Below are 15,671 nucleotides of genomic sequence, written 5' to 3' on the forward strand. Positions count from 1 at the left end.
TTCGCGCCGAGCCGATGCGATCAGTTCGTGGGCTTGTTGGCGTCCTCGCGCATTATAGGCCATGCCGCGCGTAAATACGCTAGTCCCGACCACAAAGTCAGCAACGCCGCCGCAGCCAGCAACCATTCACCGATGCCGAAGATCGGCAAACCCCACACGCGCTCCTGATAAAGCAGGCAAACCAGCGCGACCATCTGCACGATGGTCTTGATCTTGCCGATCGAGGCCACTTTCACCGCAGCGCGCTGGCCGAGCTCGGCCATCCATTCGCGCAGCGCGGAAACCGCGATTTCGCGACCGACGATGACCGCCGCCCACAAGGTCATCCACACGGTCGGATGCTTCTGCACGATCAGCAGCAGCGCCACCGCGACCATCAGCTTGTCGGCCACCGGGTCGAGAAAAGCGCCGAAAGCCGAGTACTGGTCGTAGCGGCGCGCGATCCAGCCGTCGAGCCAGTCGGTGATCGAGGCGAAGGCGAAAATGAACGCGGCGGCGAAGTTGGTCCACGGATAGTCCAGGAAAAACACCACCACCAGCACCGGGATCAGCACAATCCGGGCCAGAGTCAGCATGGTGGGTATGGTCAACTTCATCCTTCACTCCGCTTGCGATCGGGTGCCGCAGCCGCGGCCCCCTGCTTCTTGCCGCCCGTCGCCGCCGCAGCGGCGCCCTTTTGGATAGTGCCCGTAACCGCGGCCTCGGCGGGCGCGTCCAGCCCGTGCAAGGCGGCGTAGATGCGCTCGGCCAGGGCTTCGTTGACCCCCTCGACCCGGGAAATCTCCTCGACCCCGGCGGCCTTCAGGCCGCCCAGACCGCCGAAATGCCGCAACAGGTTAGCGCGCCGACGCGGTCCGATACCGGGAATGTCTTCCAGCCTACTGCTGTTGCGGGTCTTCTGGCGACGCCCCCGATGGCCGGTGATGGCGAAACGGTGCGCCTCGTCGCGAACCTGCTGGACCAGTTGCAGGGCCGGCGATTCGGCGCCGGGGCGCACGGTCCGGCCGTCCGGGAGCAGCAGTTCCTCGTCGCCGGGGCGGCGGGCCGGGCCCTTGGCCACGCCGACCAGGATCAGGCCCTCGACCCCGAGCTCTTCGAGCGCGGCCCGGGCCTGGGCCACCTGCCCGGCCCCGCCGTCGATCAGCAGGATGTCGGGGACGACCCCGTTTTCTTCGACCGCGCGCCGGAACCGGCGCGAAATCGCCTGGTTCATGGCGGCGTAGTCGTCGCCCTCGACGATGCCGGCGATGTTGTAGCGGCGGTACTGGCCGCGCACCGGCCCTTCGGCATCGAACACCACGCACGAGGCCACGGTGGCCTCGCCCATGGTGTGGCTGATGTCGAAGCACTCGATCCGGGCCGGCAGCGACGGCATGCCGAGCAGGTCGCGCAACGCCTCGGCGCGGGCGAGCTGGGCGGCATGGCTGGTGAGCTCGGTGCCGAGCGCCAGTTCGGCGTTGCGCCGCGCCATGTCGAGATAGCCGGCGCGTTCGCCGCGCACGTTGTATTTGATCTGGACCCGGCGCTCGCCGGAACTCGACAGCGCGTGCTCGAGCAACTCGCGCTCGGGCAGGTCGCGGTCGAGCACGATCTCGCGCGGCGGCGGTTGCTCGGCGTAGTACTGCGAGACGAACGCGGCCAGCACTTCCTCGGGGTTGTCGCTGCCGTTGGTCTTGGGAAAGAACGCGCGCGTGCCGAGGTTGCGGCCGTCGCGGAACGCCAGCAGCAGCACGCAGGCCGAGACGCCCTGCATCGCCACCGCGAGCACGTCGAGGTCGGCGGCGCGGCCGTCGACATATTGGCGCGCCTGCAGGGTGCGGATGCCGGTGATGAGGTCGCGCAGGCGTGCGGCGTCTTCGAAATCCAGGCGCATGCTCGCCTCTTCCATGCTGCGGCCGAGCTCGTCGGTGAGCTCGTCGCTGCGTCCGTCCAGCAGCAGGCCGGCACGGCGCACGCTCTCGGCGTAGTCGCGCGCCGGCACCAGGCCGACGCAGGGCGCGCTGCAACGGCCGATCTGGTGCTGCAGGCACGGCCGCGAACGGTTGCGGAACACGCTGTCCTCGCAACTGCGCAGGCGGAACAGCTTGTGCATCAGGTTGAGCGTGTCGCGCACCGCGCCGACGCTGGCATACGGGCCGAAATAGCGGCCCGGGATAGCGCGCGGACCGCGGTGCATGGCGATGCGCGGCCAGGCCTCCTGGGTCATCAATACGTAGGGATAGCTCTTGTCGTCGCGCAGCAGCACGTTGTAGCGCGGCTTGAGCGACTTGATCAGCTGGTTTTCGAGGATCAGCGCCTCGGCCTCGGTGCGGGTGACCGTGACCTCCATGCGCGCGGTCTGCGCCAGCATCGACATGATGCGCGTGGACTTCGGCGTGGCGTTGAAATAACTCGAGACGCGATTGCGCAACGCCCCGGCCTTGCCGACATAGAGCACGTTATCGTCGGCGCCGATCATGCGATACACGCCCGGCGCGGTGCTCAGATGCTTGACGAAGGCCTTGCCGTCGAACGCTGCGGGCTGGGAAGCGGTCGTCACGAGGCCCTCGCTTGCGGACAGGCGCGAACGCCTATCGCGCGGGCGGACACGCCGCGGGCGCGGCCCCGCGCGCCGGCGACGGCACGGTTGAAAGCGTTCGAACGGGCGGGCGCGGTGGCGGGCATCGGCAGATCGGGGAACCGAAAACAAAGGGCCGGGTTCTGGATTGGGTTGATTATGCGCGAGCGCAAGGGCCCGAACCGGGCCCTCGGACTGAATGCAGCGGGGAACGGCCCAGGCGGCAAGGCGGTCGTGCCGCGATCGGCAAATCCGTATGCGCCATGGCGGTGGCCCGGCCCGACGAGTCTCCGGCGCATGTTCGGTGCCGCCGCCCCGCCCCCATCCGTCCCGCCTCCATCCGCATCGGCCGGCGCCGGCGCGGTGCCGAGGCCTGCCGCCGCACCCGGCGATCAGCGCAGATGCAGCTCTTCGCGCAAGCGCGCGATCGCGCCGTCGGCGGCGCGGTCGAGCAACTGGAACACATGCTCGAACTGGGCCGGCCCGCCGGTGTAGGGATCGGGCACTTCGCCCTCGGTTTCCAGGCCGCACCAGTCCAGCAGCAACGCGCTGCGGGCCCGTGCGCCGCGCGGCGCACGGGCGCGGACATCGCGCAGGTTGGCGCGATCGGCGCACAGCAACCAGTCGAAGTCGGTGTAGTCCGACGAAGCGAGCTGGCGCGCACGCAGGCCGGAAATGTCGACGCCGTGTTCGGCGGCATTGGCGATCGAACGCCGGTCCGGCGGCTCGCCGACATGCCAATCGCCGGTGCCGGCCGAATCGAGCTCGACTCGCCCGGCCACCGACGAGGTCTCGATGCGTGCGCGCAGCACGCCCTCGGCGACCGGGGAGCGACAGATGTTGCCGAGGCAGACGATCAACAGGCGCATGCTCAGCCGCCCTCGCCCGCCGCACCCGTTCCGTTTTGAGCCAAATGCGCTTCGGCGCGGGCGAGGTCTTCGGGGGTGTCGACGCCGGGCGGAAACGGCTCCGGGGTGATGCCCACGGCGATGCGGTAGCCGGCTTCGAGCGCGCGCAGTTGCTCCAGCGACTCGATTTGTTCGAGCCGGCCCGGACGCAGCTTGGCGAACTTGCGCAGGAAGCCGGCGCGGTAACCGTAGATGCCGATATGCCGCAGCCATTCGCCGCCGCCGGGCATGCGCTCGCGGTCGTTGGCGAAGGCGTCGCGCGGCCACGGAATCGGCGCGCGGCTGAAGTACAGCGCATCGCCGTTGCCGGCGCGCACCAGCTTGACCGCGTTCGGATCGAACAGGACCGCGACCTCGCTGATCGGCGCGGCCAGGGTCGACATCTCGGCGCCGCTGTCGCGCAGGGCGGTCGCGGTGGCGAGGATGCCCGAGGCCGGCGCGAAGGGTTCGTCGCCCTGCAGATTGACGATGACAGTATCGTCGCGCCAGCCGGCGATGTCGGCGCATTCGGCGAGGCGGTCGGTGCCCGAGGCGTGTTCGGTCGAGGTCATCGCCACCTGCACGCCGCTGTCCTTCAATGCTTGGGCGATGCGCTCATCGTCGGCCGCGACCCAGACCTCGCGCGCGCCGGCCGCGAGGGCGCGACGGGCGACGTGCAGGACCAACGGCTCGCCGGCCAGTTCGCGCAGGGGCTTGCCCGGCAGGCGCGAGGCAGCGTAACGGGCGGGAATGGCGACGACGAAATCCTGGGACATGTTCGGTTCCGGTTATGGACTAGAGCGCATCGCAATGGCCGACGCGTACGCAGCGATCTTGGGTAGGAGCGACGCGAGTCGCGACTGCGACATCTCAGCTACGACGCAAACGGCGCCATGACGGTCGCGACTTGCGTCGCTCCTACCCTGGACCACTGCGAATGCGCTTGTCATTGCGACGGACTTCAGCGCGCGGCGCGCGCCGGCAGCTTGTCCAGCAGCGAAACCCAGAACGCTTCCGGCAATTCGGCACGCACGGGCACGCTGTAATGCAGGTCCGAGGCGAACGCGCCCTCGCCCGCCAGCGGAATCTTGACCGCGTCTTTCTCGGTCATCAGCACCGGCAGGCGGCTGCCGAACTCGAAATCGGCGGCGCTGTAGCGGTGATGGTCGGGGAAGGCGTGCGGCACGATGGCGATGCCGAGGCTGCGCAACATGCTGAAGTAACGCTCGGGGTCGCCGATGCCGGCGACCGCGTGCACGCGCTGACCGACGAAGACGTCGAGCTTGAGCGGGCGGCCGCCCAGCAGCGGCAGCGCCTGGTCGGCGATCAGTCGCATCGGCCATTCGCCGAAACCGGTGGTCGCGGCGGCATCGCCGCCGGCGAGGTTGGGCATGTTGACCACGCGGAAGTCGCATTCGGCGCCCCGTTCGGGCGGTTCGCGCAACGGCCCGGCCGGCAGCAATTGGCCGTTGCCGTAACGACGGCGGCCGTCGACGACTTCGATCTCGATGTCGCGGGCGAGCCGGTAATGCTGCAGGCCGTCGTCGCAGACGACGATGTCGCAGCCGGCGTCGGCCAGCGCTTTCGCGGCGGCGGCGCGGTCGCGGTCGGCGCGCAGCTTGGCGCCGGTGCGACGCACGATCAGCACCGGCTCGTCGCCGCCCGCACGCGGATCGGTGTCGCGCTCGACCCACAGAGGCGTGGCGATATCGTCGCGGCCGTAACCGCGGCTGGCCACGCCCGGGTTCCAGCCTTCCTGCTTCAGGCGCTGGACCAGGGCGATCGTCAGCGGCGTCTTGCCGGCGCCGCCGGCGGTGATGTTGCCGACCACGATCACCGGTACGCCGGGGTGGCGGCGGCGCTTGAGGCCTTTGCGGTACAGGGTGCGGCGCAGGTCGGTGACCGCGCCGTACAGGCCCGAAAGCAGGCGCGCATGCGCAGGCACCGGGACGTCGCCGTACCAATACGCCGGCACATGCGGTTGCCGATCCGAGGCCCCGCTCATTCGGCTTCCCGGAACTGCATGCGGTGCAGATGCGCGTACAGACCGCCCTGGGCGAGCAATTCGCCGTGGCTGCCGCGCTCGACAATGCGGCCCTGGTCGAGCACCAACACCTGGTCGGCATGCTCGATCGTCGACAGACGGTGAGCGATGACCAAGGTGGTGCGATCCGGCATCAGGCGTTCGAGCGCGTCCTGCACCAGGCGTTCGGATTCGGTATCGAGCGCGGCGGTGGCCTCGTCGAGGATCAGGATCGGCGCGTCCTTGAGCATCGCGCGCGCGATCGCCAGGCGTTGGCGCTGGCCGCCGGAAAGCTTGCCGCCCTTGGCGCCGATCGGCGTGTTCACGCCTTCCGGCAGGCGCTCGATGAACTCGCTGGCATTGGCGCCGCCGACCGCGCGCTGCAGGGCCTCGGCGTCGCTGTCCTGCAGTTCGCCGTAGGCGACATTGGCCGCGACCGTGCCGTCGAACAGCATCACCTGCTGGCCGACCAAGGCGATCTGGCGACGCAGGTCGGCCAGGCGATAGTCCTGCACGGGGTGGCCATCGAGCAGGATCTGCCCGGCCTCGGGGTCGTAAAAGCGCGGGATCAGCTTGATCAGGGTCGACTTGCCGCTGCCGGAACGGCCGACGATGGCGGTGACGGTGCCGGGACGCGCAACGAAGCTGATGTCCGACAACGCCGGACGGTCCTGGCCCGGATAACGCGCGGTGACCTCGCGGAACTCGACCAGGCCCTGGCTGCGGGCGAGTGCGCGGGTGCCTTCGTCGAGCTCGTCGGGAGCGTCCAGCACGTCGAACAAGCGCTCGGCCGAAGCCAGGCCGCGCTGCAGCATGTTTTGCACGTTGGTGAGCTGACGCAGCGCCGGAATCATCGCCATCATCGACATCATCAGAGCGACGAAACCGCCGGCGCTGAGACGCCCGGCGAAGGCTTCGTGGCTGGCGACCAGCAGCAGCAAGGCCAGGCCGATCGAGCCCATCAGCTGGACCATGGCCGAGGCGATGCTGCGGGTGGATTCGACCTTGAGGCTGAGGCGCAGGTAGTCGTCGGCGATGGCGCCGTAGCGGGTCAGCTCGGTCGGCTGCGCGCCGTAGACCTTCACTTCCTGCTGGTTCGACAGCGCCTGATCGGCCGCGAGCAGCAACTGCGCACCGCTTTCCTGGATCTTGTGGCTGATGCGGCGATAACGGCGGCCGACCTTGTCCATGACCCAGGCCAGCGGCGGCGCCATCACCGCGACGGCGATGGTGACCTGCCAGCTCGTCCAGATCATTACGCCGAGCAGTGCGATCGCCTGCAGCGACTGCTGGACCATGACCTTGAGCGCGTCGACCGCGGCCTGCGCGACCTGGTCGCTGTCGGAGCCAAGCCGCACCAGCATCGACGGCACCGGCTCGGTATCGAAGCGCGAACCCGGCAGGCGCAGGTACTTGCCGAGCACCTTCACCCGCAGATCGCGGGCGACGCCGCGGCCGGACTTGGCCATGTAGTAGTCGGTGATATAACCGGCGACACCGCGCAACACGAACAAGGCGACGATCGCGGCCGGCAGCCAGATCGCCAACGCCGAGTTCTTGGCGATGAAGGTCTGGTTGATGATCGGTTCCATGATCTTGGTGAAACCGGCGCCGGCGGCGGCCTCGATCAACATGCCGAGGGCGGCGATCCAGAGCAGTCCGCGGTAGGGCCGCGAGAATTCGAGCAACCGGCGGTAGGTCTGCCAGGGCGATGCGGTGGCTGTCACCGCACCGTCCCCGCGGCCGCCTGGGCGCCCGGTTGCGGCGGCGCGGTCGCGCTCATGATCCTGCGGAAACCGAGCTGGCCGAGCGCGTCGTAGACGGTGACCACGGCCTGGTACGGCGTGCGCGCGTCGGCGCGCAGCATGACGGTGCGGTCGCGGTCGCTGCCGGCCACCTCCGCTATCGTGGTCTTGAGCGATTCGAGATCGTCGCGCAGCACTTCGCGGTCGCCGACGAAATAACGCCCTTCGGCGTTGACCAGCACAATCAGGGCCTTGCTGGCGTCGCCCGAGGGCTCGCCGGTGGCGCGCGGCAGCTCGAGCTTGAGCACCGAGCGCGCGTCGAAGGTGGCGGTGACGACGAAGAAGATGATCAGGACCAGGATCACGTCGATCAACGGCACCAGGTTGATCTCGGGCTCATCGTCGGAGCGATGGTCGCGGATGCGCATGCGTGGGCGCCTCAGCCGGCCTGGCCGGCCAGGCGCACCGGCGCGCGCGCCTCATGCTGCTGGCGCGACTCGACCGTACCCGGGGTCAGCACGTCGACCAGGGCGATCGCTTCGTGCTCCATCGCCACGATGTATTCGGCGATGCGGCCGCGGAACCAGCGGTGGGCCATCAGCGCCGGAATCGCCACGATCATGCCGGTCGCAGTGCAGATCAGCGCCTTGCCGATGCCGCCGGCGAGTTGGTTGACGTCGCCGATGCCGTGGTCGTTGATGACCATGAACATCTGGATCATGCCGACCACGGTGCCGAACAACCCGAGCAGCGGGCCGGCGGCGGAAATGGTGCCGAGCGTGTTCAGGTAACGCTCCATGCGGTGCACGAGATGGCGGCCGACGTCCTCGATGCGTTCGCGGATTTCCTCGCGCGGGCGATGGCGGACGTCGAGCGCGGCGGCGAGCAGTTCGCCGAGCGGCGCGGTCGCACGCAACGACTCGATGTGGGCCGGGTCGAGCTTGCCGGTCGCGGCCCAGGCGCGCACTTCCTGACCGAGCTGCGGCGGCAACACCGCCCTGCGACGCAGGGTCCAGAGGCGTTCGATGATGATCGCCAGCGCCACCGCCGACAGGATCAACAACGGAATCATCGGCCAACCGCCGGCCTTGACCAGTTCCAGCACTCGCGAACCTCCGGCCCGTGGCCGACATCAATCTGGCCGATAGGATAGCCCAGCGCCCGCACGCCGGGTCGCATCCCACAGGCGCGGGTGTGTCTGGCGTCGCGTTTCCACGGCGATGCCGCCGGCGCGCAGCCCCACCCGCAGGGCGCCGTCGGCAGCGGTATCGCGGGTGGCGGCGCCGGCCCGCTGCCAGCGCTCCAGCACGTCCGCACGCGGATGGCCGAAGCGGTTGCCGTGCCCGCTGGAGACCAGGGCGTGGCGCGCGCCGGTCGCGGCGATGAAGTCCGGGTCGGAGGAACCGCCGCTGCCGTGGTGGGCGACCAGCACCACCTCGGCGTGCAGGCGGTCTTGCGCAGACAGCCCGGCGCGGCGGACCAGGTCGCGCTCGACCACCTCGCCGATGTCGCCGGTCAGCAGCGCCGAGCCGTGCCGGCTTTCGACCCGCAGCACGCAGCTCGATTCGTTGCCCAGGTAGGGAAAATGCCGGGGCGGGTGCAGGAAACGCAGGCGCACGCCGTCCCATTCCCAACTGCGCCCGGCCTCGCAGGGGCGCGTACGGATACCGCGCAACGCCTCGCCGTCGACCTCGGGCGGCGCCCACACGTCCGGCGCCGGAAACGCGCGCAGCACGCTGGCGACGCCGCCGGCGTGGTCGTTGTCGCCGTGGCTGGCGACGACACGGTCGAGACGACGCACGCCGAGCGCATGCAGGGCCGGCACCACCGCGCGCTCGCCGGCGTCGAAGCCATCGCGCACCGAGGGCCCGGCGTCGAACAGCAGGCTGTGGTTCGCCGTGCGCACCAGCACCGACAGCCCCTGCCCCACGTCGACCACGATCAATTCGGCCTCGCCCGGCTCGGGCAGGTGGCGGTCCGGCCACAGCAACGGCAGCCACAGCAGCAGGGCCAGCGCCTTGCCCGGCACGCCGCGCGGCAGCAGCAACCAGAACGCGCCCAGCATCGCCAACGGCAGCGCGAACCAGGCCGGTTCCGGCAGCCACCACAGGGCCAGGCCGCTGTCGGCCAGCCATTCGAACCCGGGCCAGCTCGCGTCGAAGCAGGCGGCGGCCCAACGCCAGGCGAACTCGCCGGCGCCGGCATGAATCGCCTCCAGCCCGGTGCCGAGCAAGGCCAAGGGCACCACGACCAGGCTCCACCACGGCACCGCGACCAGGTTGGCGAACGGCCCGGCCAGAGACGCCTGGCCGAACAACAGCACGCAGACCGGCAACAAACCCAGGCTCGCCACGCCCTGCGCGCTCAGGAACCCGCGCAGCCGATCGCGCCAGCCGGTCGCGGCCATCGAATCCGGCAGACACCACAGCAGCCAGGCGACGCCGAGAAAGCTCAGCCAGAACCCTGCACCGAGCAAGGCCAAGGGATCGGCCACGGCCATCGCGATCGCCGCCATCGCCAAGGCGTCGAAGGCATGAAAAGGCCGGCGCGACATGCGCAGCGCCGCGACCAGGGCGATCATCAGCCAGGTGCGCACGGTCGGCAGGGCGAAACCGACCGCGGCCGCATAGGCCAAGCCGCCGAGCATCGCCGCGACCGCCGCCGCGACCACACAAGGGCAACGCCGCCCGAGCGCGGGAAACAGCCGCCAGAGTCGGCCTGCGAACAAGGCGAAAAAGCCTGCGACCAGGCCGACGTGGAAGCCCGAGATCGCGATCAGATGGGTCAGGCCGTCGGCGCGCAGCACGCTCCAGTCGCGCTCGTCCAGGCCGCGGGTATCGCCGAGCGCGAGCGCACGCACGAAGCGCGAAGCCGGCGAGCGCACCGTAGCGGCGATGCGGTCGGAGATCGATTCGCGCCAGGCATCGAGCCCGCTCGCTTTGGCCAACAGTCGCCCACGCTCCGGTTCGCGCAGGTAGCCGGTCGCGGCGAGGCGCTGCATCAAGGCGTATTTCTCGGCATCCGGACCGCCCGGGTTGCGCAGGCCGCGCGGCGCCCTCACCCGCACCTGGAAACGCCAACGCTGGCCAGCCCGCAGCACCCGGCGCGGTTCCAGTTCGTCGTCGTACCAGGCCAAGCGCAGCAAACGGCCGCGCAAGGGCTCGGGCTGGGCGGTGTCGTCGTCGACCCGGAACAGGAAGCGGCTGCGGCGCGGTTCGTGCTGCGGCAGGTCGACGATGCGCCCGCTGACCGCGACCTCGCGCTTCTCCCACTCCGGCGGCAGTTGCAGGCTCAACGCATACGTCGCGTGCAGGCTGGCGAGCGCGAAGCCCAGTACCGCCGAGGCGAGCCAGCGCCAGCGTGGCAGCCGCCACCACGCGACGGCGGCGGCGATCAGGGCGGGTAACGAAATTCCCCACGGACACGCCTGCGGCAAGGCCAATCCGGCACCGATGCCGGTCAGCAATGCGCAGGCGACGAGTTTTCCGAAGGGCGGCGTCCTTGCCGCGTCGTGCATGTCTACACCTCGGCGGCGTCCAGTTGCCGCAGTTTGCCTTCGTGCAATTCCAGCACGCGGTCCAGGCGCCGCGCGAGGCGGCGGTCGTGGGTCACCAACACCAGGCTGGTGCCCTGGTCGCGGTTGAGCGCGAGCATCAGCTCGAACACCACCGCGGCGGTTTTTTCGTCGAGGTTGCCGGTCGGCTCGTCGCCGAGCACGCAGGCCGGGCGGTTGACCAGGGCGCGGGCGACCGCGGCGCGTTGGCGCTCGCCGCCGGACAGCTCGCCTGGCTTGTGATCGAGACGGTGGCCCAGGCCGACCGATTCCAGCAAGGCCTTGGCCCGCTCGGTCGCCTGCTTGGTCGTGGCCGAACGGCTGCGGCCGTCGAGCAGCACCGGCAGCATCACGTTCTCCAGCGCGGTGAACTCGGGCAACAGATGATGGAACTGATAGACGAAGCCCAGCGCCTGATTGCGCAGCAGGCCGCGCGCGCGATCGGACAGGGAACTCATGCGCTCGCCGGCGACATAGACCTCGCCCGCGGTCGGCGTGTCGAGGCCGCCCAGCAGATGCAGCAGGGTGCTCTTGCCGGCGCCGGACGCGCCGAGAATGGCGACCGTCTCGCCCTTGCGCACCGCCAGTTCCAGCCCCTGGAACACCGGCGTGTGCAACTTGCCTTCCGAGTAGGTCATCGCCAGGCCGTCGCAACGCAGCACGATGTCGTCGGCGACGGCCTCGCGGACGTCGGCCTTGTGGGTATTACTCATAACGCAGCGCCTCCGCCGGCGCCGTGCGCGCGGCGCGCCAGGCGGGATAGATCGTGGCCAGGAAGGCCATCGCCAGCGCCACGCAGGCGATGATGGTCACGTCGCTGGTCTGCAGATCGGTCGGCAGGCCGGTGATGTAATAGACGTCTTCCGGCAACAGCTGCACACCGAGCACGGTCTCGATGGCCTTGAGGATGTGTTCGAGATTGAGGGTCAGGACGATGCCGCCGACCACGCCGAGCACCGTGCCGATGATGCCGATCAAGGTGCCCTGGACCATGAAGATCCGCATCACGCTCATCGGGGTGAGGCCGAGAGTGCGCTGGATCGCGATGTCGGCCTGCTTGTCGGTGACCAGCATGACCTGCGAGGACACCAGGTTGAATGCGCCCATGGCGATGATCAGCGACAGCAGGATCGCCATCACCGTCTTTTCCATCTTCAGGGCGCGGAACATGTTGGCGTTGTCGTTGCTCCAGTCGGTGACCCGGTACGGGCCGCCGAGGTTCACCGCGAGATCGCGGGCGACCTCCCAGGCCTTGTCCATGTCGTGCAGTTTCAGACGCACGCCGGTGACGCCGTCGCCCATGCGCAGCACGCGCTGGATGTCGCTCATGTTGACCACCGCCAGGCCCTTGTCGTACTCGTTGTAGCCGGCCTCGAAGATGCCGCTGACGGTGAAGCGCTTGAGCTGCGGCATCGCCCCCATCGGCGTGCTGCGGCCGTCGGCGGTCATCACCACCACGCTGTCGCCGACCTGGGCGCCCATCCACAGGGCCAGCTCCTTGCCGAGGACGATGTTGAAACTGCCCGGGGTCAACGAGCTCAGCTTGCCTTCGACCATCTTCTCGGCGAGCACCGAGACCTTGCCTTCCTGGGCCGGATCGACGCCGCGGATGATCGCCGGCTGTTGCCGCGTCGACGACAGCAGCGCTTCCTTTTCGATGTAGGGCGCGGCGCCGGCGACGCGCGGGTCGGCGGTGGCCTTGTCGATCGCCAGCCGCCATTCGGCCAGGGGCTCGCCGTAGGCACTGACGGTGGCGTGGGCCGCCATCTGCAGCATGCGATCGCGGATCTCGCGCTGGAACCCGCTCATCACCGCCAGAGTGGTGATCAGCGCGGTCACGCCGAGGGCGATGCCCGCGATCGAGGCCAGGGAAATGAAGGAGATGAAGCCGTTACGGCGTTTGGCGCGCAGATAGCGCAAGCCGATGGCGACGGAAATGGGTTTGAACATCTATGCAGCCGGGACCATGGAGTTGGAAATAGCTTTCATCGTGGGGCTCTGTCTCTGTGATGCCGGCTGCGAATGGACGAACGGTGCTGATGGTTCGGTGATGGCGGATGCCGACGAGTCCCGAATCCCGAATCCCGAATCCCGAATCCCGAGTCCCGAGTCCCGAGTCCCGAGAATTCCGAATCCCGAGAATCCCGAATCCGCCTCATGGTGCCATCGAACGCGTATCGCGCGCAGGGGCTGAGACCGCGACGGCCAGCCTCAGTTCACGGCGGCCGCGGGCGTCCAGGCGATCCGGCCACCACAGCAGGCGCCGCCGCTGCCCGTCCGGGCCGGTGAAGTCGAGCCGGGCCAGCCAGCCGCGCCAATGCAGGCGCAACTCGGTGATCGGCAATTCATCGAGGCTGGCACGCTCGCCGGCGATCAGCAGGCGCTGCGGCGGCCGGCGCAGTTCGCGCCGTGCCGAGTGCAAGCCCCAACCCAACGCCAGCACAGCCAGCGGCCAGGCCACCGCGCGTGGGCATTCGCTAAGCCACAGCGAGAACGCCGCGGCCAGCCCCAGGACGATCAGCGCCGCGGCGAGCAGGCGCGAGGGCCGCCACTCAAGGCGGCAAGGCGCGGATCGATTGGACGAGACGGTCGAGTTCGGCATCGCTGGCGGTTTCGTGGCCCATGAACCAGTGCCAGAGCTTATCGTCCTCGGTTTCCAGCAGCCGTAGGAAAACCCCGCGCTCGGCGTCGGAAGCCTGCTTCCAGACGCGGTCGAGATAGCGCCCGAACAACTGGTCGAGTTCGCGCATGCCGCGCCGGCAGCGCCAACGCAGGCGACGCAGTTCGATCTCGTCGCGTTCCGCGCGGCTGGTTTCGGCTTCGCTCATCTCGTCGCTTCCTCGCACCGAACGCTCACGGCGCGGCCTGGGCCGGCTTCAGCACGTCGCACAGCCCGCCCGGATGATTCCCGCAATAGCCTGCGAGGTCTTTCGCCAGGGCCGGGTCCTGCTCGAGCGCGAGCTTGGCCGAGGCGGCGAAATCGGCATCGCCGCTGTCGCCGGCCATGATCTCGCCGAGCTTGTTCTCGATCGAGGTGTCGGCGAAGGCGCGATGCGCCTGCAGGTGCGCCTCGCCGCCGCGCTCGCGGATGCAGTCGAGCGTGGTCGGCGTGCCGAGCGTGTCGCGCACGCAAGCCAGCTCGGTCTGCCCGGCCGCGCCGCGGAAGTACGCTAAGGCCTCGTCGATTTCGGCCTGAGTCGCGCTTTGCGCCAGACGCTGGGAGGCGCCGTCGAGGAAAGGCCCGCCCGGCATGCTGTCGAACAAGCGCTTCATCACCGCGTTGTGCTCGTCGGAAAGCGCCTCGCTGCCGGGCATGGCCTGACTGAACACCAGGCTCAAACCCTGCTTGAGGATCTCCGCGTAACGCATCGTCTCCAGCAGCTGGCGGGCATCGGCGACGCGGGCGCCGCCCTGCGGAGCATCGGCGGTCTTGCTGGTGTCGGCGAAAGCCGGTGCGGCGCAGAACGCAGCGGCGATCAGCACGACCAGGCTGCTGCGGGCAGAACGCGAAGCGGTCACGCGGGAAAAATTATTCATGAGCTCAGCAATCCGATTGCGAGATGTATCCACAACGCCCACAGCGCGAGCGCGCCGGCGGCGTAAACGAAGAAACGGTGCATGACCCGGTTGTAGCTGCACTGGATCGCGCTATGGGCGATGCGCAGCACTACGAACGACCAGACCAGGGTCAGGCCGATGCCATCGGCCAACCCGGCCAGCACGGCGACGACCACCGCCAGATAAAACAGCACCGGCAGCTCGAACAGATTACGGAAGTTGTCGGCCGCCGCGCTGTCCGTGAGCCTCGCGGTGGCCTGCGCCGAGGTCGCCACCGCTTGCGGGTGGATGCGATCGCGGCGCATCTGCCCGATCCGCACCACGTACATGCGCAACCACACCGCGCAGGTCAGCGCGACCATCGCCAGCACCGGCAGAAACATCGCCTTCGAGTGCATCGTTCACCCCCGGCGCGGCGCGCATCGGCCGCCTGCCACTGGCTGGGACGGCACGACGGCGCCCGAGGCGCCGTCGTGGGTTCGAACTGGGCGGTACCGCGTCGGCTTAGACGCGACGCGCCAGCATCAGCTTCTTGATCTCGCCGATCGCCTGCGCCGGGTTGAGACCCTTCGGGCAGGTGCGGGCGCAGTTCATGATGGTGTGGCAGCGGTAGAGCTTGAACGGATCTTCCAGATCGTCCAGGCGCGCACCGGTGTCCTCGTCGCGCGAATCGATGATCCAGCGATAGGCCTGCAGCAGGATCGCCGGCCCGAGGTAACGGTCGCCGTTCCACCAGTAGCTCGGGCAGCTGGTCGAGCAGCACGCGCACAGGATGCATTCGTACAGACCGTCGAGCTTCTTGCGGTCTTCCGGCGACTGCAGGCGCTCGCGGTCCGACGGGGTCGCGCTCTGGGTGCGCAGCCACGGGCGGATCGAGGCGTACTGGGCGTAGAAGTGGGTCAGGTCCGGCACCAGGTCCTTGACCACCGACATATGCGGCAAGGGGTAGATCGGCACCTCGGGCTTGTCGCAATCGGTGATCGCGCGGGTGCAGGCCAGGGTGTTGGTGCCGTCGATGTTCATCGCGCACGAACCGCAGATGCCTTCGCGACAGGAGCGGCGGAAGGTCAGGGTCGGGTCGATCTCGTTCTTGATCTTGATCAGCGCGTCGAGAACCATCGGGCCGCAGGTCGCGAGGTCCACTTCATAAGTGTCCACGCGCGGGTTGAGGCCGTCGTCGGGGTTCCAGCGGTAGACCTTGAAGGTACGCGGCTGCTTGGCGCCCTGCGTCGGCCAGTGACGGCCCTTCTGGATCTGGGAGTTCTTGGGTAGAGCGAATTCGGCCATGCTGGCGATCTCTCGGCTTGCGGCAGTACTGCGGTGGGTTGCGTGAATGGCGCGCAGCGGA

Annotated in this window: 15 protein-coding genes and 1 pseudogene; all 16 read right to left on the minus strand. The window is 69.0% G+C overall.

Annotation, left to right across the window (positions count from 1 at the left end; genetic code table 11):
* Positions 1 to 20: 20 nt before the first annotated feature.
* Positions 21 to 596 carry a CDP-diacylglycerol--glycerol-3-phosphate 3-phosphatidyltransferase gene (gene pgsA / locus ACTOWK_RS00900; RefSeq protein WP_031371443.1) on the minus strand — a complete coding sequence of 192 codons (576 nt, stop codon included), beginning with the start codon at positions 594 to 596 and terminating at the stop codon, positions 21 to 23.
* A 101-nt stretch (positions 597 to 697) separates the two neighbouring features.
* Positions 698 to 2,539 (minus strand): annotated as a pseudogene (gene uvrC / locus ACTOWK_RS00905) (excinuclease ABC subunit UvrC); the annotation flags it as partial.
* Positions 2,540 to 2,949: 410 nt separating this feature from the next.
* Entirely contained in the window at positions 2,950 to 3,426 is a 477-nt protein-coding gene (locus tag ACTOWK_RS00910) for a low molecular weight protein-tyrosine-phosphatase (RefSeq protein ID WP_441328339.1), read from the minus strand.
* A 2-nt stretch (positions 3,427 to 3,428) separates the two neighbouring features.
* Positions 3,429 to 4,220, minus strand: a complete 792-nt coding sequence (gene kdsB / locus ACTOWK_RS00915; protein ID WP_441328340.1) for a 3-deoxy-manno-octulosonate cytidylyltransferase — start codon at positions 4,218 to 4,220, stop codon at positions 3,429 to 3,431.
* Positions 4,221 to 4,405: 185 nt separating this feature from the next.
* On the minus strand, positions 4,406 to 5,449 hold the full coding sequence (gene lpxK / locus ACTOWK_RS00920; protein WP_441328341.1) for a tetraacyldisaccharide 4'-kinase: 1,044 nt from the start codon (positions 5,447 to 5,449) through the stop codon (positions 4,406 to 4,408).
* Positions 5,446 to 7,194 carry a lipid A export permease/ATP-binding protein MsbA gene (msbA, locus tag ACTOWK_RS00925; RefSeq protein ID WP_441328342.1) on the minus strand — a complete coding sequence of 583 codons (1,749 nt, stop codon included), beginning with the start codon at positions 7,192 to 7,194 and terminating at the stop codon, positions 5,446 to 5,448. The genes lpxK and msbA overlap by 4 nt, the downstream gene beginning before the upstream one ends.
* Positions 7,191 to 7,640 (minus strand): ExbD/TolR family protein, encoded by a 450-nt coding sequence (locus tag ACTOWK_RS00930; protein WP_031371449.1) that lies wholly within the window; start codon positions 7,638 to 7,640, stop codon positions 7,191 to 7,193. The genes msbA and ACTOWK_RS00930 overlap by 4 nt, the downstream gene beginning before the upstream one ends.
* Before the next feature lie 11 nt (positions 7,641 to 7,651).
* Positions 7,652 to 8,317, minus strand: coding sequence for a MotA/TolQ/ExbB proton channel family protein (locus ACTOWK_RS00935; RefSeq protein WP_036148319.1), 666 nt, complete (start codon positions 8,315 to 8,317; stop codon positions 7,652 to 7,654).
* Between the two features lie 27 nt (positions 8,318 to 8,344).
* Positions 8,345 to 10,729, minus strand: a complete 2,385-nt coding sequence (locus ACTOWK_RS00940; protein WP_441328343.1) for a DNA internalization-related competence protein ComEC/Rec2 — start codon at positions 10,727 to 10,729, stop codon at positions 8,345 to 8,347.
* Between the two features lie 2 nt (positions 10,730 to 10,731).
* Positions 10,732 to 11,478 carry a lipoprotein-releasing ABC transporter ATP-binding protein LolD gene (gene lolD, locus ACTOWK_RS00945; RefSeq protein ID WP_441328344.1) on the minus strand — a complete coding sequence of 249 codons (747 nt, stop codon included), beginning with the start codon at positions 11,476 to 11,478 and terminating at the stop codon, positions 10,732 to 10,734.
* On the minus strand, positions 11,471 to 12,715 hold the full coding sequence (locus ACTOWK_RS00950) for a lipoprotein-releasing ABC transporter permease subunit (RefSeq protein ID WP_441328345.1): 1,245 nt from the start codon (positions 12,713 to 12,715) through the stop codon (positions 11,471 to 11,473). Before ACTOWK_RS00950 ends, lolD begins: the two co-directional genes overlap by 8 nt.
* 205 nt (positions 12,716 to 12,920) lie before the next feature.
* Positions 12,921 to 13,367, minus strand: coding sequence for a hypothetical protein (locus ACTOWK_RS00955; RefSeq protein WP_441328346.1), 447 nt, complete (start codon positions 13,365 to 13,367; stop codon positions 12,921 to 12,923).
* Positions 13,318 to 13,593, minus strand: coding sequence for an FAD assembly factor SdhE (locus tag ACTOWK_RS00960; RefSeq protein WP_441328347.1), 276 nt, complete (start codon positions 13,591 to 13,593; stop codon positions 13,318 to 13,320). The genes ACTOWK_RS00955 and ACTOWK_RS00960 overlap by 50 nt, the downstream gene beginning before the upstream one ends.
* 25 nt (positions 13,594 to 13,618) lie before the next feature.
* A complete protein-coding gene (locus ACTOWK_RS00965; protein ID WP_441328348.1) occupies positions 13,619 to 14,302 on the minus strand; it encodes a hypothetical protein in 684 nt (227 codons plus the stop codon).
* The gene (locus ACTOWK_RS00970; protein ID WP_441328349.1) at positions 14,299 to 14,721 is read right to left on the minus strand and encodes an MAPEG family protein; all 423 of its coding nucleotides are present in this window, start codon (positions 14,719 to 14,721) and stop codon (positions 14,299 to 14,301) included. Before ACTOWK_RS00970 ends, ACTOWK_RS00965 begins: the two co-directional genes overlap by 4 nt.
* Positions 14,722 to 14,827: 106 nt before the next feature.
* Positions 14,828 to 15,610, minus strand: a complete 783-nt coding sequence (locus ACTOWK_RS00975; protein WP_031371457.1) for a succinate dehydrogenase iron-sulfur subunit — start codon at positions 15,608 to 15,610, stop codon at positions 14,828 to 14,830.
* Positions 15,611 to 15,671 lie beyond the last annotated feature (61 nt).

It is taken from the genome of Lysobacter sp. CA196 (assembly GCF_052078695.1).
In the GTDB taxonomy this organism is placed as follows: domain Bacteria; phylum Pseudomonadota; class Gammaproteobacteria; order Xanthomonadales; family Xanthomonadaceae; genus Lysobacter.

Coding starts and splice junctions, on each gene's coding strand:
- pgsA (WP_031371443.1), bottom strand. CDS start 596: ATGAAGTTGACCATACCCACCATGCTGACTCTGGCCCGGATTGTGCTG.
- ACTOWK_RS00910 (WP_441328339.1), bottom strand. CDS start 3,426: ATGCGCCTGTTGATCGTCTGCCTCGGCAACATCTGTCGCTCCCCGGTC.
- kdsB (WP_441328340.1), bottom strand. CDS start 4,220: ATGTCCCAGGATTTCGTCGTCGCCATTCCCGCCCGTTACGCTGCCTCG.
- lpxK (WP_441328341.1), bottom strand. CDS start 5,449: ATGAGCGGGGCCTCGGATCGGCAACCGCATGTGCCGGCGTATTGGTAC.
- ACTOWK_RS00930 (WP_031371449.1), bottom strand. CDS start 7,640: ATGCGCATCCGCGACCATCGCTCCGACGATGAGCCCGAGATCAACCTG.
- ACTOWK_RS00940 (WP_441328343.1), bottom strand. CDS start 10,729: ATGCACGACGCGGCAAGGACGCCGCCCTTCGGAAAACTCGTCGCCTGC.
- lolD (WP_441328344.1), bottom strand. CDS start 11,478: ATGAGTAATACCCACAAGGCCGACGTCCGCGAGGCCGTCGCCGACGAC.
- ACTOWK_RS00950 (WP_441328345.1), bottom strand. CDS start 12,715: ATGTTCAAACCCATTTCCGTCGCCATCGGCTTGCGCTATCTGCGCGCC.
- ACTOWK_RS00955 (WP_441328346.1), bottom strand. CDS start 13,367: ATGCCGAACTCGACCGTCTCGTCCAATCGATCCGCGCCTTGCCGCCTT.
- ACTOWK_RS00960 (WP_441328347.1), bottom strand. CDS start 13,593: ATGAGCGAAGCCGAAACCAGCCGCGCGGAACGCGACGAGATCGAACTG.
- ACTOWK_RS00965 (WP_441328348.1), bottom strand. CDS start 14,302: ATGAATAATTTTTCCCGCGTGACCGCTTCGCGTTCTGCCCGCAGCAGC.
- ACTOWK_RS00970 (WP_441328349.1), bottom strand. CDS start 14,721: ATGCACTCGAAGGCGATGTTTCTGCCGGTGCTGGCGATGGTCGCGCTG.
- ACTOWK_RS00975 (WP_031371457.1), bottom strand. CDS start 15,610: ATGGCCGAATTCGCTCTACCCAAGAACTCCCAGATCCAGAAGGGCCGT.